Annotated in this window: 22 protein-coding genes and 4 pseudogenes; 14 read left to right on the plus strand and 12 right to left on the minus strand. The window is 64.6% G+C overall.

Translation table 11 applies throughout. The features are described from left to right. Positions 1-119, plus strand: a pseudogene (locus MU521_RS20090) (IS6 family transposase); the annotation flags it as partial. Between the two features lie 446 nt (positions 120-565). After that, positions 566-865 carry a hypothetical protein gene (locus MU521_RS20095; protein ID WP_092695312.1) on the plus strand — a complete coding sequence of 100 codons (300 nt, stop codon included), beginning with the start codon at positions 566-568 and terminating at the stop codon, positions 863-865. Positions 866-2,791: 1,926 nt separating this feature from the next. Here MU521_RS20095 and MU521_RS20100 read toward each other — a convergent pair. Both MU521_RS20100 and MU521_RS20105 read right to left on the minus strand, forming a co-directional pair. Beyond that, a complete protein-coding gene (locus MU521_RS20100; protein WP_217630196.1) occupies positions 2,792-3,172 on the minus strand; it encodes a CBS domain-containing protein in 381 nt (126 codons plus the stop codon). 161 nt (positions 3,173-3,333) lie between these two features. Continuing rightward, a complete protein-coding gene (locus MU521_RS20105; RefSeq protein ID WP_092695318.1) occupies positions 3,334-4,671 on the minus strand; it encodes a cytochrome P450 in 1,338 nt (445 codons plus the stop codon). A 516-nt stretch (positions 4,672-5,187) separates the two neighbouring features. On the opposite strand from MU521_RS20105, the gene MU521_RS20110 reads away from it, so the two are divergent. The 3 genes and pseudogenes from MU521_RS20110 to MU521_RS20120 all read left to right on the plus strand — a co-directional run bounded on the left by MU521_RS20110 (position 5,188) and on the right by MU521_RS20120 (position 8,395). Continuing rightward, positions 5,188-6,555, plus strand: coding sequence for an alpha/beta fold hydrolase (locus tag MU521_RS20110; protein ID WP_092695320.1), 1,368 nt, complete (start codon positions 5,188-5,190; stop codon positions 6,553-6,555). 365 nt (positions 6,556-6,920) lie between these two features. Continuing rightward, entirely contained in the window at positions 6,921-7,694 is a 774-nt protein-coding gene (locus tag MU521_RS20115) for a GAF domain-containing protein (protein ID WP_092695322.1), read from the plus strand. Next, positions 7,691-8,395: pseudogene (locus MU521_RS20120) on the plus strand (methyl-accepting chemotaxis protein). The gene MU521_RS20115 and the pseudogene MU521_RS20120 overlap by 4 nt, the downstream one beginning before the upstream one ends. Here the strand turns inward: MU521_RS20120 and MU521_RS20125 are convergent. The 5 genes from MU521_RS20125 to MU521_RS20145 all read right to left on the minus strand — a co-directional run bounded on the left by MU521_RS20125 (position 8,358) and on the right by MU521_RS20145 (position 12,507). Continuing rightward, positions 8,358-9,107 carry a ribonuclease HI family protein gene (locus MU521_RS20125; protein ID WP_092695328.1) on the minus strand — a complete coding sequence of 250 codons (750 nt, stop codon included), beginning with the start codon at positions 9,105-9,107 and terminating at the stop codon, positions 8,358-8,360. The pseudogene MU521_RS20120 and the gene MU521_RS20125 overlap by 38 nt on opposite strands. A gap of 383 nt (positions 9,108-9,490) precedes the next feature. Further along, positions 9,491-9,787, minus strand: a complete 297-nt coding sequence (locus MU521_RS20130; RefSeq protein ID WP_092695330.1) for a hypothetical protein — start codon at positions 9,785-9,787, stop codon at positions 9,491-9,493. Between the two features lie 194 nt (positions 9,788-9,981). Further along, positions 9,982-10,887 carry an ABC transporter substrate-binding protein gene (locus MU521_RS20135; protein ID WP_092695332.1) on the minus strand — a complete coding sequence of 302 codons (906 nt, stop codon included), beginning with the start codon at positions 10,885-10,887 and terminating at the stop codon, positions 9,982-9,984. 230 nt (positions 10,888-11,117) lie between these two features. Then, positions 11,118-11,474, minus strand: a complete 357-nt coding sequence (locus MU521_RS20140; RefSeq protein WP_092695334.1) for a DUF7113 family protein — start codon at positions 11,472-11,474, stop codon at positions 11,118-11,120. A 166-nt stretch (positions 11,475-11,640) separates the two neighbouring features. Continuing rightward, a complete protein-coding gene (locus MU521_RS20145; RefSeq protein ID WP_092695336.1) occupies positions 11,641-12,507 on the minus strand; it encodes a sulfurtransferase in 867 nt (288 codons plus the stop codon). A 210-nt stretch (positions 12,508-12,717) separates the two neighbouring features. Between MU521_RS20145 and MU521_RS20150 the strand changes: the two genes are divergently transcribed. Beyond that, positions 12,718-13,011, plus strand: coding sequence for a hypothetical protein (locus MU521_RS20150; protein ID WP_092695338.1), 294 nt, complete (start codon positions 12,718-12,720; stop codon positions 13,009-13,011). A 327-nt stretch (positions 13,012-13,338) separates the two neighbouring features. Here MU521_RS20150 and MU521_RS20155 read toward each other — a convergent pair whose 3' ends face one another. Together MU521_RS20155 and MU521_RS20160 are read right to left on the minus strand one after the other, a co-directional pair. Next, positions 13,339-14,637, minus strand: a complete 1,299-nt coding sequence (locus tag MU521_RS20155) for a M48 family metallopeptidase (protein WP_092695340.1) — start codon at positions 14,635-14,637, stop codon at positions 13,339-13,341. Between the two features lie 143 nt (positions 14,638-14,780). Beyond that, positions 14,781-15,185: an acyl-CoA synthetase family protein gene (locus tag MU521_RS20160; RefSeq protein ID WP_175452951.1), complete on the minus strand. Its 405-nt coding sequence runs from the start codon at positions 15,183-15,185 to the stop codon at positions 14,781-14,783. 286 nt (positions 15,186-15,471) lie between these two features. Between MU521_RS20160 and MU521_RS20165 the strand changes: the two genes are divergently transcribed. After that, the gene (locus tag MU521_RS20165; RefSeq protein WP_175452952.1) at positions 15,472-15,630 is read left to right on the plus strand and encodes a hypothetical protein; all 159 of its coding nucleotides are present in this window, start codon (positions 15,472-15,474) and stop codon (positions 15,628-15,630) included. 142 nt (positions 15,631-15,772) lie between these two features. Next, the gene (locus MU521_RS20170) at positions 15,773-16,834 is read left to right on the plus strand and encodes a M42 family metallopeptidase (protein ID WP_092695344.1); all 1,062 of its coding nucleotides are present in this window, start codon (positions 15,773-15,775) and stop codon (positions 16,832-16,834) included. A 124-nt stretch (positions 16,835-16,958) separates the two neighbouring features. On the opposite strand, the gene MU521_RS20175 is transcribed toward MU521_RS20170, so the two are convergent. Continuing rightward, a complete protein-coding gene (locus MU521_RS20175; protein WP_092695346.1) occupies positions 16,959-17,516 on the minus strand; it encodes a carboxymuconolactone decarboxylase family protein in 558 nt (185 codons plus the stop codon). Positions 17,517-17,673: 157 nt separating this feature from the next. On the opposite strand from MU521_RS20175, the gene MU521_RS20180 reads away from it, so the two are divergent. After that, positions 17,674-18,585, plus strand: a complete 912-nt coding sequence (locus tag MU521_RS20180; RefSeq protein ID WP_092695348.1) for a ribonuclease Z — start codon at positions 17,674-17,676, stop codon at positions 18,583-18,585. A gap of 176 nt (positions 18,586-18,761) precedes the next feature. Here MU521_RS20180 and MU521_RS20185 read toward each other — a convergent pair whose 3' ends face one another. Continuing rightward, entirely contained in the window at positions 18,762-19,307 is a 546-nt protein-coding gene (locus MU521_RS20185; RefSeq protein WP_092695350.1) for a GNAT family N-acetyltransferase, read from the minus strand. Between the two features lie 827 nt (positions 19,308-20,134). Here MU521_RS20185 and MU521_RS21745 point away from each other — a divergent pair. The 4 genes and pseudogenes from MU521_RS21745 to MU521_RS20205 all read left to right on the plus strand — a co-directional run. Continuing rightward, positions 20,135-20,535: pseudogene (locus MU521_RS21745) on the plus strand (sulfite exporter TauE/SafE family protein); the annotation flags it as partial. 123 nt (positions 20,536-20,658) lie between these two features. Then, positions 20,659-21,663, plus strand: a complete 1,005-nt coding sequence (locus tag MU521_RS20195; RefSeq protein ID WP_092695375.1) for an alcohol dehydrogenase catalytic domain-containing protein — start codon at positions 20,659-20,661, stop codon at positions 21,661-21,663. 129 nt (positions 21,664-21,792) lie between these two features. Further along, positions 21,793-21,999: a hypothetical protein gene (locus tag MU521_RS20200; protein WP_217630197.1), complete on the plus strand. Its 207-nt coding sequence runs from the start codon at positions 21,793-21,795 to the stop codon at positions 21,997-21,999. A gap of 107 nt (positions 22,000-22,106) precedes the next feature. Further along, positions 22,107-23,159 (plus strand): zinc-dependent alcohol dehydrogenase family protein, encoded by a 1,053-nt coding sequence (locus MU521_RS20205; RefSeq protein WP_092695353.1) that lies wholly within the window; start codon positions 22,107-22,109, stop codon positions 23,157-23,159. Positions 23,160-23,899: 740 nt separating this feature from the next. Here the strand turns inward: MU521_RS20205 and MU521_RS20210 are convergent. Then, the gene (locus MU521_RS20210) at positions 23,900-24,328 is read right to left on the minus strand and encodes a hypothetical protein (RefSeq protein WP_092695355.1); all 429 of its coding nucleotides are present in this window, start codon (positions 24,326-24,328) and stop codon (positions 23,900-23,902) included. 193 nt (positions 24,329-24,521) lie between these two features. Here MU521_RS20210 and MU521_RS20215 point away from each other — a divergent pair. Beyond that, a pseudogene (locus tag MU521_RS20215) lies at positions 24,522-25,381 on the plus strand (IS5 family transposase). Positions 25,382-25,410 lie beyond the last annotated feature (29 nt).

A 25,410-nucleotide genomic window follows, 5' to 3' on the forward strand; every position in this document is an offset into this window, starting at 1 on the left:
TCTTTCGTGAGGTAAAACGCCGTACCTCTTCGTTCTCAAATTGTTTCAGCAACGCCGAGCGAGAAACAGCCGACGACTGGCTCCAATCGTTCGCCTTCGCATGGAATCAGCTAATCTGAACACTACCAACGGGAGGCAGGTGGCCAACCTGTGTTCGGTGTCTCGCCGACGGACCATCGGCCGTGTTCGTAACCGGGCCGCGATTCTCGCCGCCGCTACGATAGGTCGTTCGTGCGTCCGTTCCGGTTTCCTGCCCTGCCGGCGAATCGCGACCGTGATGGTGAACGGGAACCCACCGGCGAGGACGATACTATCGAGCGCGACACCGTTGCCGGTGGGTGCGAAATCATACTGAGAACCGATGACCGCCGTCGTTGCCGTCTGGTTTGCAGTGGGAATGCCGAGGCGGTGGACGCCAGGAGATACAGACCGCTCAGCATCGTTCCTCGTCAGGTGCTCGGTTGCCGACTCGACTGCCCGGGGGGAGGGTCGGACCGGCACTGACTTCCACCAGTCGGCACTAGGCACCAAACCCAGTTATATCTGCGGACCTAAAGTATGGAAAATGAGTAGTTACAGCCCGCCAGACGACGAGGAAACCTCCAGTAGCGAGGCCACCGACGGCAGGGATGTCGGTACTCAGCGGAGCTTCGAAGCGGTGGCGGGGCTCAGCCGGGTGGAGAAAGCCATCGGTATCCTCGCGGTTGCGCTAGCCGGTGGTGTCGTCGCCGCCCTCGCATTCGGCCAACTCGTCCCGGACTCCGCGCTCGCCGAACAGGTCGCCCGGGCGCTCCGGCGGGCTGGCATCGACGCCAGGGGAGTCCTCTCGGAACTCGGACGCGCTATCGACTCACTCCTCACATAACCGTCCCAGTCTGTCGAACCGACCGTAGAGGGAGTACGCGGACCGAAACGCCTGATGGATACTGCGCGGCTATTTCGTCCGACTGCGGTGAAATCGAGCCCACCCAGGCGTTTTCGCGACCGGTTCACGACGTGAAGTCGGCGTGTTACTCCGAACCAGAACGGCTCTCTTCGACGACTGGAATTTCGATTCCGCCAGTGGACGTCTCGTCCGCCTGCGTCGCTGCTCGACCGCCGTCGGTTACCGCTGGTTGTTCCCTAACACTCATCTGGACGCCATCGATGGCAGCACCGGTCAGATAGCCGATGGCACCGCCGAGCCCCGAACTGATGCCGGTCGAAACGGGTCCTGCCCGACTCCCGACGGCCGCACCCAATTTCGCACCGGACTCCGCAAACTGCCGCGCGTTCGCCAGTGATTTTTCGTCGGAATCCATGTTTAGTTGCACCGAATACCGATACGTGCTGCTGATACTTGTGCTGTATGCTGGATTTGCCGGGGTGTTTCGACCGTCATGTTGGCCGAGATACCGTGTTCTGAATCCGGTGTAAAAGCTCAACCGCACCGCACTCGTCCGCGGTCATCCGACCGTCTCGGGTGGGTAAACATCAGCATGGCCGGTAAGTAGTCGAGAGTCGCTCGTGACCATCTCGGAGTTGTCCTCTGCGGCGGGTGAGCACATTTTCACGACTGTGATCGCCACCGGCTCGGTTCGCCTGCGGCTCCCGCCGGCCAGTTCCGCCCTGTCTCGCCCGTCCCACGCGCTGGGGCCGAGTGGCAGCCCCACCGAGAGGGCCGCCTGCTCGATGCTGACGGGGTTATTCCAGCAGCCCCGACCGACTGAACGAGACGGACTCCCCCACTGAGACCGGCCAGCAACGGCCTTCCGGCTAACAAACAATGTTCTATTTAGAAAGGTTCGTTTACAATAGTATCGACGATCGATGCGGATTTCCAGCAGCGTTGGCTGACGGCACGAATCGTCTTGTTTTCACAAACAGGAATTGGGGCGTGAAGATTATTCGTCCCGCTCATAGTGAAACATGTACGAGTGAAACTGCCGGTACGGGGACCAACGACGTTGGCCGTGCCGATGCCATCGACGATGGGATTTTCTCACACATTCCCGACGGAAGCACGATTCCCGACTCGGAGTGGTGGGGACGGCACAAGCTATTCATCATCGCCGTCCTCTCGCATATCCCGATTCTATCCGGGCTCGGGTTGGCCGAGGGCAGTGAGTCGATCACAGGGATGACCCTCCCGACCATCCCGACGGGGATGTTGGCCCTGGAGATGTGTATCACCGCGGCGTTCGCCTTTGTGGCTGCGGTCCCGCGATTGAACCGCCGACTACGGACGAGTCTGGCGGTGACCGGCCTCGCCGAGTCACGACCGCGTGTAACGGCCCACGAGTCGACAGCAACGCGGACCCCGTACCGACTGCACCATCTCTGTTCAGGATAGAGCGGCTGTCACCAACAGATTGGACAGGCCGGGCGCGGCGGGGTCGTCCAGAACTCTCACTTTCCCGTGATCGGAGGGGCCCTCGACTGTCGAACGACTCGGGCGCGACGGTGACGGCAGGGCACCGTTTCACACAGCGGATTGAATTGAGAAGCAGTCGCGCCGGTCCCTCGTGCGACGCCGTGTGAGCACTGTGTCGGTATCGATAGCTCCGTGAGAGCGTCCCGTTGTTCGCCATTTCGAGCGGCGAGCGAATCGTGAGTTGCGCCAACCGTGATGTCCATTCGACACGGCAGTGCGTTCGGCGACACGGCGCCCGGGGGAGGGTGCAGCGGTAACTCGCTCAAACCGAGAGTTGCCGGCCGCTGAGTGGATCTCAGTAACCTCGGAACGCGGCGTGGCTCCGACGGTGGACGTCGGCGAGTCCGAACGTCTCTCTGTCTCCGTGTGGGTAGTCGTTCAGTCTTCCTGGTACCGTGCGAGGTCGGTCTTGCTCAACATACCGACGAGTTCGCCGGCCTCGGCGACGGGTAGGTGACTACTATCGTGTCGCGTCATCGTTGCCGCTGCCTGCGTGAGCGGAAGGTCCGGCTCGACTGTCGTGACTACCGCCGTCGATATGTCCGCCGTCGACAGCGACGTGACGTCGCGCTCCTTTGCGACTGCGTCGACGAAGTCGGTGCTCGTGACGATTGAACGCGGCTCGCTCATCACCACGAGTGCGCTGATACTCGCGTTCCGCATCGTCTGTGCCGCCTCAACGAGCGATGTCTCCGTCGCGACTGTCTCGACAGGCGTAGACATACACTCCCGGACGGGAACGTCTGACTCGACGTTCATACAATCGAGTACGGCTGGTGAAATATGAGAGTTTATGCTGTGCCCGGAGCCCGGAGCGGCGCCCGCGGCCGTTGAATCGCTGTGGTGCCAGCCACCGCGTGCCTTGCACGGTCTTCGGTCCTCGGACGACAGGCCGACAGTACCGAGGTCGAATCGGTGGCTCAGTCGCTTTTAGGAGCTCGCTCGTGGACGCGCGCGCGGACAGCACCCTCCGGCCTGAGCGTTACACCGGGTTGGAACGACAGGGAGTCGGGGACCGTCTCGACGCTGTACTGCTGGAGAACGTGTGTGAGCGCGAACTGCGCCTCGGTGAGCGCGATCTGGCGCCCGATGCACACCCGCGGGCCGGCACCGAACGGAAAGTACGAGTCGTCGGCGCGACTCGCGGTCTCGCCCCAGCGGTCCGGGTCGAACGTTTCGGGCGCGTCCCACACACGGCCGTCGCGGTGGTGCGCGTACGTGGACAGGAGCAACGGCTCGTCGGCGGGGAGCTCGACACCGGCGAGAGTCGTCGGTTCGCGGGTCACCCGGGTGATGTTCCACGCTGCGGGGGTGAGTCGGAGCGTCTCCCGAACGACCTTCTCCGTGTACGTCAGCTCCGAGAGCGTCTCCCAGTCCGGGGGATCGCCGTCCAGAGTCCGCCGAGCCTCGTCGGCGACGCGCTGACGCGCCTCCGGATGGGTCGACAGCCAGTGGAAGGCGTAGGTAACCGTCAGCGCCGTCGTCTCTTGGCCGGCGGTCATAAAGAGTACGGCCTCGTCGATCAACTCGTTCTCCGAAAGGTCGACCGCCGGGTCGCGTTTGGCCTCCATGAGGGCCGTGATCATGTCCTGTGGCGGGTCCTCGACCTCGAGGTGGTCGTCGACGAACCCTCGGGCGACCGTATCCAGCGTCTCGTTTGCTGCCTCGAACGCCGCCGAGGGGCCGGGCTGAAGCCGGTCGGGCAACAGGAAGTCCGTGATATCGGGCTCGAACTCGTCGGCGACCGCCGACAGGGCCTCCTCGACCGTCCGGCTCTGTTCGCGCGTCGTGTCCTGGCTGAACAGTGTCCGAGTGATGACCCGCATCGTCATGGTCGACAGTTCCGACACCAGATCGATTCGGCCGTCCGCCGGCCACCCGGCGAGCATCGTCTCGACGGTATCGGCTGCGACCTCGGCGTACTCGGACAGTCGCGGCCCGACGAACTCGGGATCCAACACCGACCGTTGTTGCTCCCAGAGCGTGCCGGCGCTGGTGAGCAACCCCTGTCGGCGCTGCTGGTCCGCTCCGGTCCCCGGGCGTGCAAAACGGTCACGGTCCGCCAGGATGTCGTGGACCAGCGACGCGTCGAGCACGACCGACACTGACTGCCCACCTGGTGGATCGAGTCTAACTAGTGGATACTGCCCGCCATAGGCCTCCTGGACGCCGGAGAGATACCGGAGCGGGTCCCGGGCCAGTTTCGTGACGCTCCCGACAACCGGGAGCCCTGGGGGACTGTGTGCTCGATTGCTCATAGCTACCTTTCGGGGAGACGTTCAAAAACCTTCGCCTGCGGTCGATAGTGACACTCAGATCGGCGACTCCCCGCGCGACGGCGAACGCTGCGACCGGGTCACCTGCGGCCTCGCGCTCGGTGTCGTCGAAACAGTTCGAGAGCGAACCCATCCGTCGTCTTTCCGCTCGGAGCGTGCGTTCGATATCGCCGTAACCGCCGCACGTCCGCATCACGACCGGGGCGTGTCGCTGGCAGGCGCGTTGCAGTACGCCGGTCCCGACAGTGGGAGACACGACCCGGATGACGTCGTGTCTCGTGTGAAACCCGACGCGGAGCGAGTAGGTAGAACCGCTCGTTCGGACCGGCGCCGACTCCGCCGGCGGTGTGTCGTCCTGTCGTCTCGGACGGGTGTCCGTCTCGCTCGTAAACCGTCTTTGAGTTTTCGTCGGTGTTTAAGCTATCTGCAAAACGTAGTTTTGTACCGGCCGAGCGTACTCAATGATGGTACGCACGGAGAGACCGGCCGAGACCCAGTATGACAGACACAGCATTTGCAACCGAGGCGTGGTGGAATAGTTATCAGGAGATTGTCAACGATGACCCGGAGATGACGCTTCACGGCCGGGAGGCGTTCGACGAGAATTTCGTCGTTGCCGTCGGCGACGAGAACCACCTCATCGACATGTACGACGGCCGGGTCCGGGATGTCCGCACACCCGGGCTCGACGACTCGTGGTCGTTCAGCGTCGTCGGGTCCACAGACGCTTGGGGACAGTTCGTGAGTGAGGTCCCCTCGCCACATCACAACGAGCTATTCGCCTCGTTCTACCGCACTGCGGTCAAAGGCGAGGAGGGGTACTTCGACCTCGCTGGCGATCACAAAGCGATCTTCCAGAACTTCCGGTCGGTCCAGCGTGCACTGGAACTGATGCGGACGACAGAACAGGACGGCGAACTCCCCACGACAGGAACCGCACGGCCGAGCGAGCCCTCGAACGAGGCGATCACCGGGCAGTTCGTCACGATCGAACTCGACGGCGTTCCACACCGTATCTACTACGAAGAAGCCGGACCTGCGGGCGGAATCCCACTTCTCTGCCAGCACACAGCCGGCTGTAACAACCAGCAGTGGCGGCACGTTCTCAACGACGAGCAAATCACCGAGCACTTCCGGGTAATCGCATACGACCTCCCACGACACGGAAAGTCAGTCCCACCGTCCAGCGAGTCGTGGTGGAGCGAGCAGTACGACCTCACCGCTGAGCGATTCACCGACACCATCGTCTCCATCGCGAACGCGCTCGAACTCGACAAACCTGTGTTCACCGGGTCGAGTATGGGCGGCACAATAACTCTCGAACTCGCCGACTGGTATCCGGATCGATTTCGGGCACTCATCGGGCTCGAAGCCGGACTGTTTACGCCTGGCTTCTACATCCAGTGGCTCGACCATCCACACATAAATGCGAACGACGTGATTTCCCACGCGACCTGGGGACTCATGGCGCCACAGTCGCCGGAGTGGGCCCGGAGGGAGACGCTGTACAACTACGAACAGGGTGCAAACGGTGTGCTCAAAGGCGACCTCTACTACTACTCGGCCGAACACGACTACCGCGACTCGGCGGACGATATCGACGCCTCACAGGTACCGATGTACCTGATGAACGGTGAGTACGACTACCTGACCAATCCCGACGACGCGCGCGAGGCAGCAACCGCCATCGGAGCGGGGGCGACAGCACACGAGATGAAGGCTATCGGGCACTTCCCGATGGCCGAGGCACCGGACCTGTTCCCCAGCTATCTCAAACCAGTGCTGGACGACATCCGCGGCGTCCGCGACGAACCGGTGCCTGAAGTCCTGAAACCGTCGGACTTCGGTATTGCTCACAACCGGTAGTCCGAGCACTGCACAGATATCCAGGCGAGATAACCGGGACTGGTTCAATCACGAGGGAGGCGATACCGTTGCGGACGGACTCGTCGTCAACACCGAGTTGGTGCAGGGTTCACTCGCTCGAACCTCCGGCCACGACGAGCCAGCGAACTCACGATGGTACAGTGGCAGCGACGAAGCCCGGCGACACTCGCCAATTTGTGCCGGACAGTAGCGAGTGTCACAGGCGGCCGCAGTGGCAGCAGTTGTCGGTACCCTGCGGGAACTGAGCGTCTACCGGGTGGGTATTGAGAGGCCCACGATGACGAATCGGTGTAAGAAGCAGGGGAAGCAGTTGAATACTAGCGGGGCGTCCGTTCCGGAGACAGATGGAGGAGACTAAACGCGACAGTGAGGACGGCGGGGCGGCCGACACAGGGTTGCAGATCGACGTGGACGCGGCGGACGACACCGTCCAGGCGATGTTCACGCTGTACGACGCTATCGAAGAGATGCTGACGACCGACGCGAAACAGACAACGGCGGACGTGGTACTCGACGCGGCCGTTGACGTTCCCGGCCTGGCACAGACGGGTATCCACTTTCACGATGCCGACGAGCGGTCGCTGGTGCCGGTGAGCTGGAGCGGGAACCTGGAGCGGGAATTCGGCGAGCCGCCCGCGCTCGGGCCGGACACTGAAGCCTGGTCCACGTTCGAGAACGGCGAGATTGTGAGCGTCGAGGATTACTGGTCCGACGAGGGTATCAACGGACTCGACAGTACGTTCCGGAGCGAACTGATCGTTTCGTTCGGCGAGTACGGTGTCCTCCTCTCTGGGTCGCCAGAACCGCGGGAGTTCGAGGACACCGACCGGTCGTTTCTAGAAGTGCTGTGTGCGAACGCGGCCGACGCGATGAATCGGATCGAACGCGAAAATGCCCTCCACGAGCGTGAACAGCGAATCGACCGGCAACAGTCGTCGCTGACCGACCTGGTCGAGACGGTCCAGGACGGTGTGGAGTCGCTGTCGGACACCGCCACGGACGTCTCGCGCAGCTCGGAACAGATCAGCGACCTGGCGGACGACCAAGCGGCGACGATGACCGACCGCGGAGGTGTCGGACATGAGCGCCGTCGTCGAGGAGGTCGAAGCCTCCAGTGATACCGCTCAGGAAGTCGCCGAGGAGGGACAGACTCTCGTCACGGAGACGAAAACAGGCCATCGCCGAAATCGAGACGACCATGACGGAGACTAGCGCGGAGTCCGGGAAGCTACAGGCCCAGATTGCCGAAATCGACGAAATCGTCGCGGTGATCGACGACATCGCCGAGCAGACGAACATCCTCGCGCTGAACGCGAGCATCGAGGTGGCTCGCGCGGGCGAGGCTGGCAGCCGGTTCGCCGTCGTCGCCGACGAGGTCAAATAACTCGCCGAGGAGACCGCAGAGCAGGCCGGCCAGATCGAACGGCGCGCGACGCGTATCCAGGACAACACCGACGAAACCGTCGAGAAACTCGACGCCGCAGCCGACCAGGCACAGCAGGGGATGGACCGGATCGAACAGACTAGAGAGCGGCTCGAGGTGATCGTTGAGCAGGCGACCGAGACTGCCGACGGGAACAGCGAAGTCGCCGCGGCCACCGACGACCAGGCACAGACCGTCGAGCAGATCGCACACATGGTCGACGATACAGCCGAGGCCGCCGACCGCGTCTCCACCGAGGTCGGCGAGATCGTCACCGCGAACGAGCGTCAGGTCGAGCAGGTCGACGAGATTCGGCCGACTCTCGAGCGCGTGCGAACTCGACTCGAAACCGGCGAGCCTACGACGAACACTGGCGTCGGAGACCACAGAGAGTAGCGCCGGTACCCGGAGATGTCGGGATTCTCACGGGACGCTCGAAGGTACCAAGACGCTTCGCTCCGGGGCCGAGAGCCGCGATATCGGCACCGACCGTCGCCAATGCGTCGGCTGGGTTCGGGTCGCTGTCGGCGAGATGGGTGTAATGCTCGTCCAGGATGTCCGCTAATGCCGTCGCGATAGCGTCGCTGTATCGCTCGACGCCGGGCTCTGTGGGGTCGTCGCCACCCCAGACGTCACGGATGACGGTCATCGAGTCGATTCGGACCTCCAGTCTGTGTGGCTCGTACCGAGTCAACAGCTCCGAGAGCCCGAGCTGGAGGGCGACGTACTCTGCGGTGTTGTTTCCCGTCCGGGACCCGACGGGCCGACCTAGTCGAGCGAGCTGGTCACCCGCAGCGCCCACGATGACGGCACCCGCACCCGCAGAGCCGGGATTGCCGCGTGAACTGCCGTCGACGTAGAGGACGAACGTGTTGTCCGGCGACTCCGGGACGTGCGGGCGGGTAAGGTCAGAGGCTAATACGTCGTCGAGCGCGAGGCGCAACTCCTCCCGGGTAGTCGTCGGCTCGAACAGGCCGCCGTAGCCGGAGACAGCGTCGTCGATGGCCTCGGTCGCAGCCGCCAGCTCGTAGCCGACGGTCGGGAGCACCTCGTCGACGAGCGCCCCGAGTGGCGACAGGTGTTCACGCGGGAGGATGTCGTTGGTCATGCACCTCCCGCCTCCGGCGTCCAAGTCCCGATACTCTCGACCTCGCACGATTCCGTTCGTCGGTTACACCATCGCATACACGTTCTCGGTGAGTGAAGGAGAAACATCTTCAGGTGTACAGGGGGCCACCGCGACCGCCGCTGCCGGTCGGAGTTCGAGCGGTCCGTGTGTCTCGGTCCCGATATAAAGATACTGCCGGAACGCTGCGAACGTGACTCGACGGGACCCCGAGAAGCAGTACCGACGTGCGTCTGCGCGTGTTCCAACGCGGCGTGCCGAGACACACTGGTGCCATCGATACGCGGACTCACACGCCCGTTCGGTACTGCACACGCGGTGGTGGCTGTCGATACAAAAGCGGGTGGCCGCCGTGGATGGTTCGCTCAGTCGTCGGTCTGGCCGCTCATCATACTGCCGGCTGGAACACTCGTGGCACCGCTCAGATAGCCGAGTGCGGCGCCCCAACCGGCGCCGAACCCAGCACCGACCGGACCCAACGCCGCCCCCAGTTCTGCACCCTGTTTGGCACCTTCTCTGGCCTGTTCCAGTGCCTCCTCGGAGTCCATACCCATCCTCATCATCTCGTCTATGTCCATGCCCATCGCCATCATTTCCTCTACGTCCATGCCCATCGTCATCATCTCCTCCATATCCATATCGGACTGGCTGTATGCAGTCATACTCTCCGGATGAACGTCGGTATTGGAGGTACTAATTCACCCGTATGTCTCGCTCGCGAGACGGGGTGTCACGGGTCGTTCGCGTTGCCCTCTGGACACCGGCTACCGACGCGTTCTGCTGGGGGTCCTCGATTACAGAAGTACAGGCGGTGAGCAGCGAGGCCCGTGCGAGCGGCGCTGTTGTGGCCCGGTGGTCACTCCACGAACCGCTCGTCGGTGAACGCGTCGGCGTCGACGGGCCCTTCGGAGAGGTCGAGTTCCTCACAGAACGTCACGAGGTCCCGATACATCTCGATGTCCTGTGTGAGCTCTGGGGTAAAGAACTCGCGCGTCGCTGCCGCGGTCTCGTCCATCAACTCCGGACTCTCCTCTCGGACCCCGGGATACTGCTCGAAGAACAGCTCTACTGCCGCCTCGCCGTCCTCAACGGTATCTTCCACACCACGCTGCGTGGCGTCGATGAACCGCTGCACCTCGTCGGGGTCGGTCTCGACTTTCCTGTCCGGGGCAGTGAGCACGAGCTGGTTGAAGTCGGGGACGCCGTAGTCGGCGAGTTCCCAGAGGTCGGCCTCGAAGCCGCGGTGGCGGCTCTCGACGATCTCGAAGTTGTAGAACGCCAGGAAGGCGACGTCGGCGTCGCCATCGACCAGGGCGTCGGTGTGGTAGAACCCCCGGTCGACCGGTTCGATATCCGCCGCCGTCAGGTCGCCGCCGGCCTGCCGGGCCATGTACGCGACCATCTTTCGTCCGCCGGGACCGGGCGCCCCGGGATAGTTGAGCCTGACGCCGGGTTCGAGGTCGGCTGGCGACTCCCACCCCCGGTCGGCCGGGTATTGGATTCCACCCCTGGTGTGTAGAAAGGTCGCGATACTCGTGACCGGGACGCCCTCCGAGCGCTCGGGCACCAGGTGGATCGGTTCGGTAATCGCGTAGTCGAGTTCGCCCTCCGCCAGCATCTCCAGTGTATCGTAGTGTTCCGGCGGCTCCCAGATGTCGAGTTCCAGGTCCTCATCCTCGTAGTAGCCACGCTCGTCCGCTACGACGAACGGGATGTGGTCCGGGTTCAGGAACCACTCCAGACCAAGCGTCACCGTGTCCATGTGAGAGAACTGTACCACCCACGTATATATCTTGATAATACCGCCATAACGCGGGCGGCCACCCGGTTCTAACGTCTGTCCCCGTGCCGAGTCTCGGCGGGAGGGCGCGGGGCTCCGCTCACTCGACTAGCGGGCGACGAGACGGCATTCGGTGAGTCAATAGAGCCGATAAACGGGACCGGAATCGAAACCGGGGTTGCTGATTCGGGCGGCCAGCGTCAGGACTCGTCTCACCGGGACGAGTCCGGGACGTGGCCCGCGTCCGCCGGTGTATCGATGTAGAAGTCGGGGTCGGCCCGAATTCCGGTGCGGGAGAACTGGTCACGGATGTGTGTCTTGGCGGCGGCGATTGCCCGCTCGCGCCGCTCGAAACCGCGCACCGTGGGCCTCTCGAAAGCAACCCGTATCGTCCCCTGGTCGGTCTCGAGTTTCTGTCCGCCGGACTCGACCCGGTAGAACGAGTCACAGACCCACGCGTACGGCGCCTCAACCGTCGGTGCACCGTCGTACGACGGTGGTGTCTCGTCCGGTTCGTACAACGTCCCCGTCGTTCCGGTGCCACCGGCCAGTCCACAGACAAGCAACATGAGTTGTTTGTTTTCGATATACCCGCTCGACGGATTTGTCGTTGTCGTCTCGCCCTCGGCACCGAGCAGTGGGGGCAGAGAGACCTGGCAGTTACCGGGTCGCGTCAGACCGTGACGGGAGCCGGAACGGCACCAACCCGGCCATCGCGAGCGACCTCGAGGGACATCACTCGTCGCCCTCAACGGGACGGTCTGGGTCGGCCGTCCACTCGCTGAGCGAGCCGTCGTACACCGCCGCGTCGGTGACGCCGGCTTGGTACAGCGCCAGTGCCTGGCTGCTGGCGGCGATACCACCACCACAGTAGGTTATGACCGCTTCCGCCTCCGTGGCCCCGACGTCGGCGAACCGTCCTCGCAGTGTCTCTTCAGACTGGTAGGTTCCGTCGTCGGTGATGACTGCATCCTCCCCGACGGCAGGCACGTTCTCACTGTTGGGAATCCGTTGGGCGGCGTGGTCGGACGGCTGGAGCGCGTTGATGAGACACGCGTCGTCGTCGTCGAGCCGTGCCGCGACGTCGTCTTTATCGGCCACCAGTTCGGGGCGGTAGTCGGCGGTGAACGTGGCCGGTTCCGGCTCCGTGACCGTCGTGGAGACGGGTCGGTCCCCGGCGGTCCACCGCGCCCACCCGCCGTCGAGCACACCGACACGGTCGTGGCCGAAGACGCGGAACAGCCACCACAGACGGGCTGCCCACTCGTTGTTGTTCCCCGCGTCGACGGTGTCGTAAAGGACGAGCCGGGAGTCGTTGCTCACGCCCAGGTCGCCGACGGCCGCCGCGAAGTCCGCCGGCGTCGGCAACTGGAACGGGTAGTCCGGGTCGTCCGTCTCCGAGAGGTCCTCGGTTAGGTCGGCGAACGCGCTCCCAGGGACGTGGGCGTCGGCCCAGTCGTCGTACCCTGGCTCTAACTGGTACTCGCCGCTCCCGTCGGTGCTCAGATGGACGGTACAGTCCAGTACCTGGACATCCGGAGCGTCGAGTCGGTTCTCCAACCACGTCGGGTCGACGAGCGTCGGTACTGTATCGTCAGACACACGACTGCATTAGCGCCAGATACGAATAATACGCACGCTCGGCCCACATCGTCGGGCCGACTGTGGTGAGCACCACACGGCTACCTCGGGGTCGCGATACACGCCTGCCGGTGTCAGATCGACAGTCGCGTTCGGTGCTCGCCCGACTGCCTCGGCCGGATTGTGGACTGGCGAGACACATATTGACCTGGGAAACTAACGGTCGCGTAGATGGGCAACAGCATCACGGTAGCGATCACCGCCCACGCAGCCAAGCGGATGGACCAGTTCGGCGTCCGGAACGTCGCTCGGTTCCGGCGGTTCATCCGCGATGCCGACGGGGATTACTTCGACCGGAAACACGGCTCGAAACTCGTCGTCGTCGATGACCGCGGACACGCCGTGGCTGTCGCGGACGATGCCGGGGTCCGGACGGTCATCACTATCCTCCCACCCCCGGAGACGACGTGGTCGAACCGCGCCAGTGGACACCCGGACCGCTACGAGCCCCTCGACCCGGACTGAGACCCACAGACAGTCCACTCGCTGACCACCCGACCTCGGCACCGACCCCGCTGACCGCCGCCGACCGGGGACTCCTGCCCGCGTTCGCGCAACCGATTGGCTGTCGAACGGCAGACTACCGTCCGTCGGCACACGGACGCGGTACACCACCTCAGTTCGGTGTGGACCGGGAACACTGGGAGACACCGCTCGGCAGTCTCCGCTGCCGAGAGGCTTCGCCGGGCGTACGTTCGTCACAGGGACGGCATTCGGGCGGCCGCTCGTGATACTGCCGAGACGCTGTGGCTTCGCCCACGGCTCCCGTGCGGTCCCCCCAGAGCCCCTGACTCAGTCGCCCGTACTCGGGTCACTGCCGGGTGGACGGTCGCTTTGACCGTCAGCCGACCGGTCCGCAAGGTCCCGCACGCGGCGGATGCGTTCGGGAATGGGTGGATGGTCGTAGTGGAACGTCTCGTACCACGGGTGTGGGAAGGGCACCGAGAGGTTGTCCGCGGCCAGCGTCGAGAGCGCGCGGGCCATCGCCGCCCCGTCGGTCACCTCGACGGCGTAAGCGTCCGCATCGCGTTCGTACTGCAGTGACACGTAGTTCTCGAGTGGGCTCGTCAGGCGGTTGAGTGGCGCCAGCACGAGGGCTCCGAGAAACAGGCCCACGTACGGAGTCTGTGGCGCTGCGACCGGGAGGTACACCACACCGGAGGCGACGAGTGCTCCCAGCGCGACGAAGACGACAGCCAGCCGCAGTGCCGCGAACCCGACGAACTTCCAGATGTGCCCCTCGCGCCAGTGGGCCAGTTCGTGTGCGAGGACGCTCTGTATCGCCGCCGTGTCCATACCGTCGACGAGCGTATCGTAGAGGACGACCCGCTTTGCCGGCCCGAACCCGACGAAGTAGGCGTTCGAGTGGCCGGTCCGCGTGCTCGCGTTCATCTCGTACACCTGTTCCGTCCGGTAGCCTGCCGCGTCGAACACCTCGTCGACGGCCGTCTTGAGGTCGCCGTCGCCAAGCGGTTCGAAGTCGTAGAACAGCGGATCGATGACCCGCGGTTTCAGGACCGTGAACGCGATGATGGTCCCGACGGCCAGCGCCCAGGCGGCCGCCGGCCACACCGGCACCGTCGTGACGAACCACACGACAGCGACACCGAGTGGGACTACCAGGGCCGTCGACACTACCGTCTGGAGGAGCCAGTCACGCAGCCACAGTCCGAGGCTCCGTTCGTTGAACCCGTACACCTCCTCGACGACGAACGTCTTCACGAGATCGAACGGCACACCGACGAGCCGGGCCACCAGCACCACCCCGCCGACGAACACCGCCGTCTCGAGGAGCGCGCTGTCGAGCCCCGTCAACGTAGCCGCCACCTCGCCGAACACCCCAGAGAACAGCACCAACAGAAGGACACCGAGAGTGACCCACGACTGGAGCGTCCCGACACCAGTCGACACCCGCTCGTAGGCCAGCGCCCGCTCGGGGTCGTCGATTCCCAGTTCCTCGACCACCCACTCTCGCTCTGCTTCGACGGTCCGTTCCTGGTGTCGCAGATTCAGCACCGACAGCAGCGTAAAGAACGCCTCCGTTCCCGCGAGGAGAGCCACGAACAGTACTCCGGCGACGAGTGAGAGCATACCGCTACTACAGGCCTCGAAGGGCAAAAGCCACCGCTTCGAGGCGAGCACAGTCGCGGCACGGCGTCGACCGAACCCGGGAGCGTGGGGCGCTGACTCCCGGAACCGGCCACCGCAATCCGCTCGCGCCCCGTCGACGGTTTCTATACCGAACACGCACCTAACACCGATATGAGCAATTCCAAAACCCCGGCCGTGACGGACGACCCGGCCGTACGCGAGCGCGTTGCCGAGGTGCTCCAGCGGACGGCGGCCAGTTTGCGCTCGGTCTTCCCGGGTTCGTTCAGGGACTCAAAAAAGCACACCGGGTCCTCGTCGCGGCGGACAGCGAACTCGCCGACCGTGCCCATCTCGACCGGTGTCGGTGGAGCGTCCGGATCGACGATTCCGACCGCTCGGCCGGGAGTTACCTTCCCGATGGTCCCTTCTCGAACCGCACCGAGAGCAGTACAGGTACCTGCAACTGAATCGACCTCGGTCCGGCCGTACGCCTCCTGTAGTGGCGCGTCAAACTCCGTTGCCACCCATTGTTTGAGCTCCTGACTCACGTCGCACCGTCCACACTGTGTGGAGGCTGCCACGAGCAGGCACAGTCCACTCTCGACGCTTCTCGATGCCTCTCACGGAGACGTTCAGGCTCGCGCCACGGGCAGTGTGGGCTCCCGTGATGGAGGCGCTTGTCGACACTGTCGGTCGTGAGGACGACGCTCGGCCTCCGTGCTGCCGTGAGCCGTCGGTGTTCGGCGTTCCGGTCGCGATGCCGCCATCGTCGATTTTCGTCTGTAACGACGGCGCAGGGATTAAGAGTCCGCAGCCGCTATGTGTTAGTGTATCATGTGCCATGGATTCGACGCATACGACCGGTCTAGCGAAGCCGACGAGGAACTCGAGGAGCCTGAGGAAACGGCCGATAAGCCCTCGTTCGCGGCGGACGAACCGGCCGAGGACGTGAACATCCTCACTGACGGCGGCGACGAGGAAGACGCCGAGTAACTCGGTCCGCCGACGGTTCGCTAAGTCCCGTACTTTTTATAGTAACACAGCGTTCGAGCGACTGCAGCGGCCTACAGCCGGTCCGACGCGTCCGCAGACCGGAAACCGTCACCCTCAACAGCCCGCTGACCTGTAATCGTGTATGGACGAGCAACGGCGGGCGTTTCTGGACGACCTGCTCGACACGGCGACACCATCGGGGTTCGAGACCGCCGGGCAACAGCGCTGGACCGAATACGTGTCGACGTTCGCCGACGAGGTTCGGACCGACGACTACGGGAACGCCGTCGCGGTCTTGGAGGGCGACGCTGACGGACCTGCGGTCGCTCTCGCTGGCCACGGCGACGAGATCGGGTTCATGATACGGGACATCACCGACAGCGGTATGCTCAGCCTGACTCGCATCGGCGGGTCGGACCGCACCGTCTCGAAGGGCCAGCACGTCCAGATCCACACCGACGACGGCCCGGTTCCGGGCGTCATCGGCCAGACCGCCATTCACCTCCGGGACAGCGGCGAGGAGTCGGTCGACGATATCAGTGAACAGTCCATCGACGTCGGCGCCTCGGACGCCGAAGAGGCCGAAGAGTTGGTCGAGCGGGGTGACCCGGTGACGTTCCAGCAGACGGTTACCGAGCTGTCGAACGGTCGGGTCGCCGCCCGGGGCATGGACAACCGAATTGGTATCTTCGCGGCCGCGGAGGGACTGCGCCGTGCCGCCGAGCGCGACCCGGACGCGACCGTGTACGCGGTGTCGACCGTTCAGGAGGAACTGGGGCTGCAGGGCGCGAAGATGGTCGGGTTCGACCTCGCGCCCGATGCCGTCATCGCCACAGACGTCACGCACGCGACCGACTCGCCGACAGCCCCGGCCAGCAGCGCCAGCGGCGTCGCACTCGGCGAGGGTCCGGTCGTCGCACGCGGGAGCGCCAACCACCCGGCGGTCGTCACGGCAGTCCGCGAGGCGGCCGCGGACGCCGATATCGACGTACAGCTGGCCGCCTCGGGCAGTCGGACCGGGACCGACGCCGACGCCTTCTACACTTCCCGCGGGGGAATCCCGTCGCTAAACCTGGGCGTTCCGAACCGCTACATGCACACGCCCGTCGAAGTCGTCGAACTCGAGGACCTCGATGCGACTGCCGACCTGCTCGCAGCCTTCGCCACCGAGGCCGGCGGTCGGTCGTTCAGCACCGACCTCTGACCACCGGGAACAGGGTGGCGACGGACAGCTACAGGGCCACCGGACCGCCGTCACCCGACCAGCGGACCGACTCCGTCGACGTCCCGTGCAGCGGTCGTTGTACTGTGGCTGGCGACTCGGTCCGTCAGCCGTCGAACGGCGTTCGCTCGGCGGGGGCCACGTCGAAGCCGTTGAGGACGCAGGCGAGCATCGCGTAGTATCCAATCGTCGCCGTCAGCTCGACGACGCTATCGGTCCCGAACCGCGACTCGACGGCGTCGTAGGTCTCCTGTGACACCGCGTGGTCGTCGAACAGTTCCCAGCTGTACCGGATGACGCTCGCCGCACGGTCGGACAACGCTCCGAGGTTCCTGTCGACGATGGCGTCGAGCGTCCTCTCGGTGATGCCGGCCTCGCGGGCGATGGGGGCGTGAATCGCCCACTCGAAGGCACAGTCGAAGGCACGTGCCGTCGCGAGGACCGCCAGTTCCCGGCTCTCGTCGGAGAGGACCCCCTCGAAGCGGACGTACGCACCCAGGCGTCCGATACGACCGGCCAGCTCGGGACTGTGCAGAAGCACCCCGAACGGGCCTCTGACGTCGCCGCGACTCTCGACGAGTGCGTCATACTGCGCGTGACCCTCGGCCGGTAGCTGTTCGCGGTCGTCCAGAAACGGGACCCGCGGCTCGCGTTCGAGCGACATGTACTCTTTACCGTCCCGGCCTCATTTATTCGTTCGCCCGGGAACGGCCACCGTCGGCCAGGGCTTGTGTGGCGGGCGGGAGGCTGGTCCGCCGTTCGAAGCCATCGACGGGGTCGTGATGCGTGTGTTTTAGCTATGCTTGGCCGTACGCTCGTGTATGCGAGTGACTGCAGTCGGGACGAGTGGTGGACTTCCCACCTCACAGTACGGAACCAGCTGCGTGTATCTGAGCCTGTTCGGCGACGAGATTCTGTTCGACTGCGGCGAGGGCACCCTGCAGCGGCTGATGCGATACGACGCATCTCCCAACGTTGACGCCGTGTTCATCAGCCACTTCTACGCGGACCACACGCTCGGACTGCCCGGCCTCGTCCAGGCGCTGGAGATGAACGAGCGCGAGCAACCGCTCGACATCTACGCCCCGGAACAGCGGACGGAGCGGGTCGACGAGATGATCGAAGGTGCTTACGAGTGGCCCAGCTACGGTATCAACGTCTCCGGGTACGACGCGGACGAACCGGCAATCCGGACGGACGACTACACCGTCCGAGCGTTCAGCACGCCCTACACGGAGCACTCACACGGCTTCGTCGTCCGGGAAGCGGACAAACGAGAGTTCCTGCCCGAGACGGCACAGGAACTCGGCCTCGACCCCGGACCGGCGTACGGGAAGCTACAGAACGGCCAGTCCGTCGAAGCCGACGACGGAACGACCGTCGAACCGGCGGACGTGCTGTCGGAGCCAGAGCCCGGACGGAAGCTCGTGTACACCGGCGACACCAGGCCGACTCCCGACATCGTTGAGGCCGCATCGGACGCCTCGCTGTTGATATACAGCGCCATGTTCACACAGGAGCAGGCGGAGCGCGCCCGTTCGACCGGCCACTCGACCGCCACGGAGGCGGCACAGGTCGCGCTAGAGTCCGGAAGCGACCGGCTCTGGCTCACACACATCTCTCCGCGACACGAAGGCGAGGAGGAGACGCTCGAGACGCGTGCCAGAGACGAGTTCGACGGGGAGGTCACTGCCGTGAGAGACGGCGACACTACCGTGCTCACGCAGGACTGAGCGACCGACAGAGTGTGTCCGTCCGGAGCCGTCGGGAGCCGTGAAGTCGGCCCGCGACCGCCGTCACACCCGACTCGGGATGGCCGCTATCCCGGGGTCGTCAGTCGTCCAGAGGCTGGGAGGGTGTGCGTGGTTCGCGTCTGGCCGCCGCTCGGCCGGACCGGTGGCCGCGTGGCTTACTCCGGGGTCGGCGCACGGACCGTGAGCGCGGCTTCGCAGGCACACGGTGTCCCGCACTTCGGGCAGGGACCGTCGGCGTGCCCGGCGATGGAGTCTGTGGAGACGACGTCGTACCCGTGTGTAGTCAGCAGGTCAGCCGGCGAGTCGGGGCCACCGTGGAACCACGCGTCGGCGACGAACACCCCGACCCCGTTCGTGTCGCCGATCTCGTGCAACCGTTCGAGTAGCCGGCTCCCGATTCCCGTCCCGGTGTGTGCCGGCGCCACGTAGCCCGCGTGGACGAGGCCGTAAGTCGATGCAGGCGGGACTCCCTCGACTGTGTCGACGAGGTGCATCGCCTCGCGGACCCGCTCACGGCTGTCGTACGTGGTCAGCGCCATGACACCGACGGGCTCTCCCTCGCGCTCCGCGACACGAACGTAGGTCCCGGCGCGCTCGTCGTTCTCCGGAACCTCGTACGACCGTTCCTCGGCGAAGTGTGCGGTGATGAGTGTGAGGACCGCTTCCCGGTCCGCGTCGGTCAGTGGGCGCACCGTCGACATGTACGTTTCAGTTCGTGCTACAACGGTATGTGAGTTCATCCTCGGACTCGCTTGGACGGACAGGTAGCGGACGGGTCGTCGCCACCACGGCGACACGTCGTGTCCAGTCTCGACAGAGGACGGTCCGCGGACGGGTCCACAGCGACGGACAGTGACTCGGGGCGCGACCGACACAGGGGCGTCACTGTTCGCCTCACGTATGACACTTCCTGGACTGTGGTCCCCGTCTGTGGTGACGCTGTTCACGACTCTCGATGACTGGACTCCTTTCGGTCGGCACAACCGCGTGTCACGTCCCGAAAGCGCGCAAAGTGCGTGTGAAATCGGGTGACATCCTCCGCGCCGTGAACGGAGAGGGAGCGACCCTCGCTTAGGCAGTCGGGCGTAGCCCGACGACGGCGCGGCTTCCCGGCATGGGAATACCAGCTCCGCTCTTGCGTAGAGGACTGTTGATCGAGAGCTGTCTGGTTGTTTTGTAAGAACGTGACTACGTGATCGGTCGATCCAGAATCGGGCGAGATCGGTTGAACGAGGGATCTCGGGGAACTCACCCAATCCACGAGATCGTCACCAACAATCTACGCCACAAGAGCGGTCTCCGTTTCAAGAGGATCGCTGATCCGGGGCGGCGCATCGTATTCGACTGGCGGTCGCCCGTACGAGTCGTCAGCGAGGTGGTGGCGAACGCCATCTTTGAGGTCTCGGACGCTACTGGAGCTGTCGATCGCGAGGGGGACTTGGATACTCATCGCCCCAATCGCGAGGACTCAAAAAAGAGACCTGTCGCTCAACAGATCAGACACGAGCGTGGTTTCCGGTGAACTCCCCGCGGCGGCTACCTCAACGGTTCCTCAACTACAGCGTCGGCGGCGTGTCCCAGGGGCTCGCCGGCTTCGGGATCGGCTAGCTCGAGATCATCCCGATGGTCCGCACGCAGGTGCCGGTCCGCGTCGCCATCGGCACGAACCACATCGTCGTCGCGACGACGGCGGTGCTGGCCTCGGTGGTCCACGTGTTCGGCGGCGGCCTAGTGGGCGGCCACACGATGGACCTGGCGACGACGCCGTGGAACATAGTCGTGTGAACCCTCCCGGCGACGACGCTCGGCGGCCAGATCGCGCCGTACGTCTCGACGGCACTGGACATGGGGACGATCAAGGCGGGCGTGGGCGGGCTGTTCTCGGTCATCGCCGTCGCGCTGTTCGCGATGGCCGGCGGCGGGATCTGAGGGACGGGCTTACCGCCCCGGCACCGGCGACCTATCCCCCGTCGCCGCCCGCGACCGATCGGATTGCCGCCGGCGTTATATTCTTTCCCGTCACTCCCGGACCGTAATTCGATGACGGACACCATGCGAGCCGCGGTCGTGCCGGAGCCCGGAGCCGAGTTCGAACTCGTCGAGCGCGAGGTCCCCGACCCCGGTCCCGGAGAAGTCCGGGTCGCGGTCGAGGCGTGCGGGATCTGTCGGAGCGACGAGTTCGTCGTCGAGGGGTCGTACCCCGGCGTGAGCTACCCGCGCGTCCCCGGCCACGAGATCGCCGGGACGGTCGAGGCGGTCGGCGACGACGTCGACGCGTGGGAGCCGGGCGAGCGCGTCGGCGCGGGTTGGCACGGCGGCCACTGCTTCGCCTGCGAGGCGTGTCGCCGCGGACAGTTCCTCCAGTGCGAGAACGCCGAGATCACCGGCCTGAGCTTCGACGGCGGGTACGCCGAGTACGCGACGGTCCCCGCCGAGGCGCTGGCGGCGATCCCCGACGACCTCGACGCGGTCGACGCTGCGCCGCTGCTGTGCGCCGGGATCACCACCTACAACGCCCTGCGAAACTCCGACGCGCGCGCCGGTGACCTCGTCGCCGTCGTCGGCATCGGCGGACTCGGCCACCTCGGGGTCCAGTACGCCCACGCCGCGGGCTACGAGACGGTCGCGGTCTCGCGAAGCCCCGACAAGGAGCCGCTCGCGAGGGACCTCGGCGCCGATCACTTCGTGAACGCCGCCGAGGAGGAGCCGGCCGAACGGCTTCGGGAGCTCGGCGGCGCGAGCGTCGTCCTCACGACCGCGCCCGCGAGCGACGCCGTCGAGTCCGTCGTGGGCGGGCTGGGAACCGACGGCTCCGTGATCGTCACCGGCATCCCCGGCGAGCCGGTGTCGGTCGACGCTCAGCAGCTCGTCGGGACGCGTGGCGCCGTCGAGGGGTGGGGGTCGGGCCACGCCCGCGACTCGCAGGACACCCTCGAATTCAGTGCCCTGCGGGACATCACGCCCGAGATCGAGACGTACGCGCTCGACGATGTCGCGGACGCGTACGACCGCATGGTCGAGAACAAGGCCCGCTTCAGGGTCGTCTTAGAGCCGTAGGACCGGACGAGCCGACTCGCGGCTGACCGTCGGCCGTCCGGGCACGACGAGGCGAGGAGGTGAGACGCGCCGCTGACCGAGGGCAGCGAACTCTCGACGGCGCGCGCGGCAACCGAGGCGCCCCTTCTCGTGCGCAACGACGAGGTCGTCGTGGTCGGCGACGGCGACTCCCCGTCGCCGGAGAACGCCCGCCGCGCCGGCAACGACGCGCTGATCGGGAACTTGGCCGACTCCCTCGTGACGAACGACCGGACGCCGTCCAGCGAGGCTGGATCGACAGGCCCGACGCGTCCGCCGGGACTGGGCCAGCCGCCCGCGAACGGGACGGCCAGCTGATCGGCCGCCCGCATTCCCGGATTGCCTCGGTGACCGGTCGATCGGTCCCCTTCCGTCCGGCCTCCGAAACCCTCGCATTTTTGCCGTGCGCGACGGTAGCGAACTCCATGCGTGCAGCTGTTTTCAACGGCATCGGCGAGATCGCCGTCGAAGAGCGACCCCGCCCCGAGATCGAGGCCCCGACCGACGCCATCGTCCGCGTGACCCACACCGCGATCTGTGGCTCGGACCTCTGGTTCTACCGCGGCGATAGCGACCGCGACGCGGGCTCCCCGGTGGGTCACGAGCCGATGGGGATCGTCGAGGAGGTGGGCGATGACGTGACCTCCGTCGAACCGGGCGACCGCGTGCTCGCCCCGTTCGCGATCTCCTGTGGCGAGTGCGAGTTCTGCCGGAAGGGGCTCCACACCTCCTGCGAGAACGGCGACTCGTGGGGCGGCGACAACGGCGGCGGCCAGGGCGAGTACGTCCGGTCGACCCACGCCGACGGCACGCTCGTCCGCGTCCCTGACCGCCACGCCGACGACGAGGATACCCTCCGCTCGCTGCTCCCGCTGACCGACGTGCTGGGTACCGGTCACCACGCGGCCGTCAGCGCGGGCGTCGAGGAAGGCTCGACCGTGGCCGTCATCGGCGACGGCGCGGTCGGGCTCTGTGGCGTCCTCGCCGCCCGGCGGCTCGGGGCCGAGCGGATCATCGCTGTCGGGCACCACGAGGACCGGCTCGCCCTCGCCGCGGAGTTCGGCGCCACCGAGACGGTCTCCGAGCGCGGAGAGGCCGCCGTCGAGCGGATTCGCGAACTCACCTACGGCGGCCCGAACCACGTGATGGAGTGCGTCGGCGCCGCGAGCGCGATGAACACCGCCATCGACGCCGTCCGCCCGGGCGGCACGGTCGGCTACGTCGGTGCCCCCTACGGCGTCGAGGAGGAGGGCATCGACGTGTTCGGCATGTTCGGCCAGAACGTGACGCTCGCGGGCGGCATCGCCCCCGTCCGCGCCTACGCCGAGGAGCTGATGGCCGACGTGCTCCAGGGGACGCTCGACCCTGCGCCGATCTTTACCGAGACGGTCGGCCTCGACGACGTCGCCGAGGGATACCGGATGATGGACGAGCGCGAGGCGATCAAGGTGCTGGTGAAGCCGCACAGCGACGCGTAGGCGGCCACGAAACCCGTCATCCACGTTGACGCTACTGACCTCATTTTTAAGCGATGGCGCGTGTCTGCGAGGCCGCGAAGCGCCCGAGCAGCACCGCGCGAGGGACGCGGTGAGCGCTCGGAGAGCGCGAACCGCGAGGCTGGGGGGTGTGGGGTGCTGTGCGGTGCCGTGCAGGGCGGGACTCATACTGATTACTGTAAGTCTTCACCATACTCCACTGTTCGTCTGTACAGACTACAGGCCGTCTTTCTGATCAAGTGTCGGCTGTTAAATATACGCTCTTTGTTCAGCAGTTGGAAGATGGAGGTGTTCGTATACCATCATAGGCGTGAGTGATGAATAGAGCACGCAGGTCCAACAGATCAGGTAGCAGATTCAGGCGTATTCGATTGTTGAGTTCGCCCGTAATAATCTGCAATGAAAATCATTCCAAGCATCAAAAATCCGACTGACGTGACCATCTCTATCGGTGAATAGCCTTCTATCAAAACCACCAACAGACCCATACTGCCTGCAAAAGTATTAGTGATAGTCAATGCCAATAATAGCCGGTTGGAAATTCCCATTATACTGTGATTAGGAGTACAACCCCAACACATAGAAAATTGACGCTTGTGATAGCTCAATCCTAACCAATATACTCTCTGTATGTTGCGCGCGACTTTCGACAGTGTTCGGTGAGGTTTCTGAGAGCGTGTTGGATAGAAGGCGCGTTCCGCTCGTTCCAGCAGCAGCAGTAGCTACTCCGCCTGGAGCAGGAATCTGATGTTCTGTGTGTCGTCAACCTGTCCCCAGAGCGGTGCCAGCTCGGCTGTTGGGTCAGCCCACTCGAACGTCTCCCTTGATCCGTCTTCCGCGGTCATCTTGATCGTATACTCGCTGGTATTGCTTGGAAGCTTCGAGCCGTTCACCGGATCGATGACGTCGCCGGGAGCGAGTTCGAGCGTTCTGGACGTGTGTGGGCTCTCAGCATTGGGGCCTGAAATCGTGAGTGGGAGGGCCTTAGGGGTAGACGCGAGGCTGTGCACGACGACATCGGTCGCGCCGCTGTTCCCCACGCCCGCGTCGTCCACTAACGATGAACATCCAGCGACACTCGCTGCCCCGGTGAGTGCCGCCGTGGCGAGAATCTGCCGCCGACTCGGATTCGTTGAGGACCCGTCTTCCATACCTGTGTCTCCCCGCAGGATGAGTATAACGGGTGGTGCGACTCAAACAAGCGCTCAGGTGCATCACGACGGGGCGGCACCGGTGAATACACGCTCTGGGCCTTGTTTAGACGGGCGACTCGATCAGTCAGAAAGCCGTGCACCTAGTGTTGCCTTGCTAGTATTTCCAACGAAGTACCAAATCTACCAGGAAGTGAAGCGGGACGGATTGGGTGTGCAAACCAGGACCTCCCGCTTCGCTGAGACGGTCGCATCGCTCTCAAGAAAAGCCGCCGCTGGCGCGCCAGCTCCGGCATACCGACCGGGGAAAGAGGGGTATGCCGACTGGGTAATTCCCGCGGTACAGGCGTTCAAAGAGCATCCCGGGCACGACTACCGGAAGTTGATGGACGTGCTGCGAGAAATGCCGAGAGTTGCGGAATCACTCAGCCTGACGGTTGAAACGTTACCCCGTTACCTGATTGTGTGTGCGCGCAAGCAAGCGATTCCGATGAAGCGATGGCGGACGGTCCTCGACGCTTCGGTCGAACTGTACGAACTCGGAGATGTCCAGGCGCTCGACCAACCGGCGTGGATCGCGTCCAAGCGAGCCAGCACTACGCGAAACGGACGGATTACACGTTCGAGGCGGTGAAGACCACGCTGCTCATCGATCGTGAAACAAGTGCGATTCTATATATATACTCCTCGATGAAACAACCGCACGATACCCAAGTCGGCTGGCAGGTATTGGTGCGGAATCTCGACGAGTTGACGGCTGTGGCGGTCGATAAAGGATACGACTGGGAAGCACTTCGCACGAGGTTACGTGCTGAAAGTATCACACCGCTGATTCCGCAACGCGGCCCTGGTTTCCGAGGATGGGCGAGAAACCTACTTATCCATGATCGGGCGTATAACCAGCGCTCGAACGCTGAATCAGTGTTTTTCGGCTTACGACAGCGATACGGTGAGACGCTATGGGCGAGAACGTGGTTCGGTCAATTCCGTGAACTTGTCATGAAATCAGCGGTGCGAAACATCGAACGCGTCATCGAGGGGGTAGACCGCTGAACGCTGGCGTCTAAACAAGGCCCAAGGGA

The sequence above is a fragment of the Halorientalis regularis genome (assembly GCF_023698535.1).
Classification (GTDB): Archaea; Halobacteriota; Halobacteria; order Halobacteriales; family Haloarculaceae; genus Halorientalis; species Halorientalis regularis.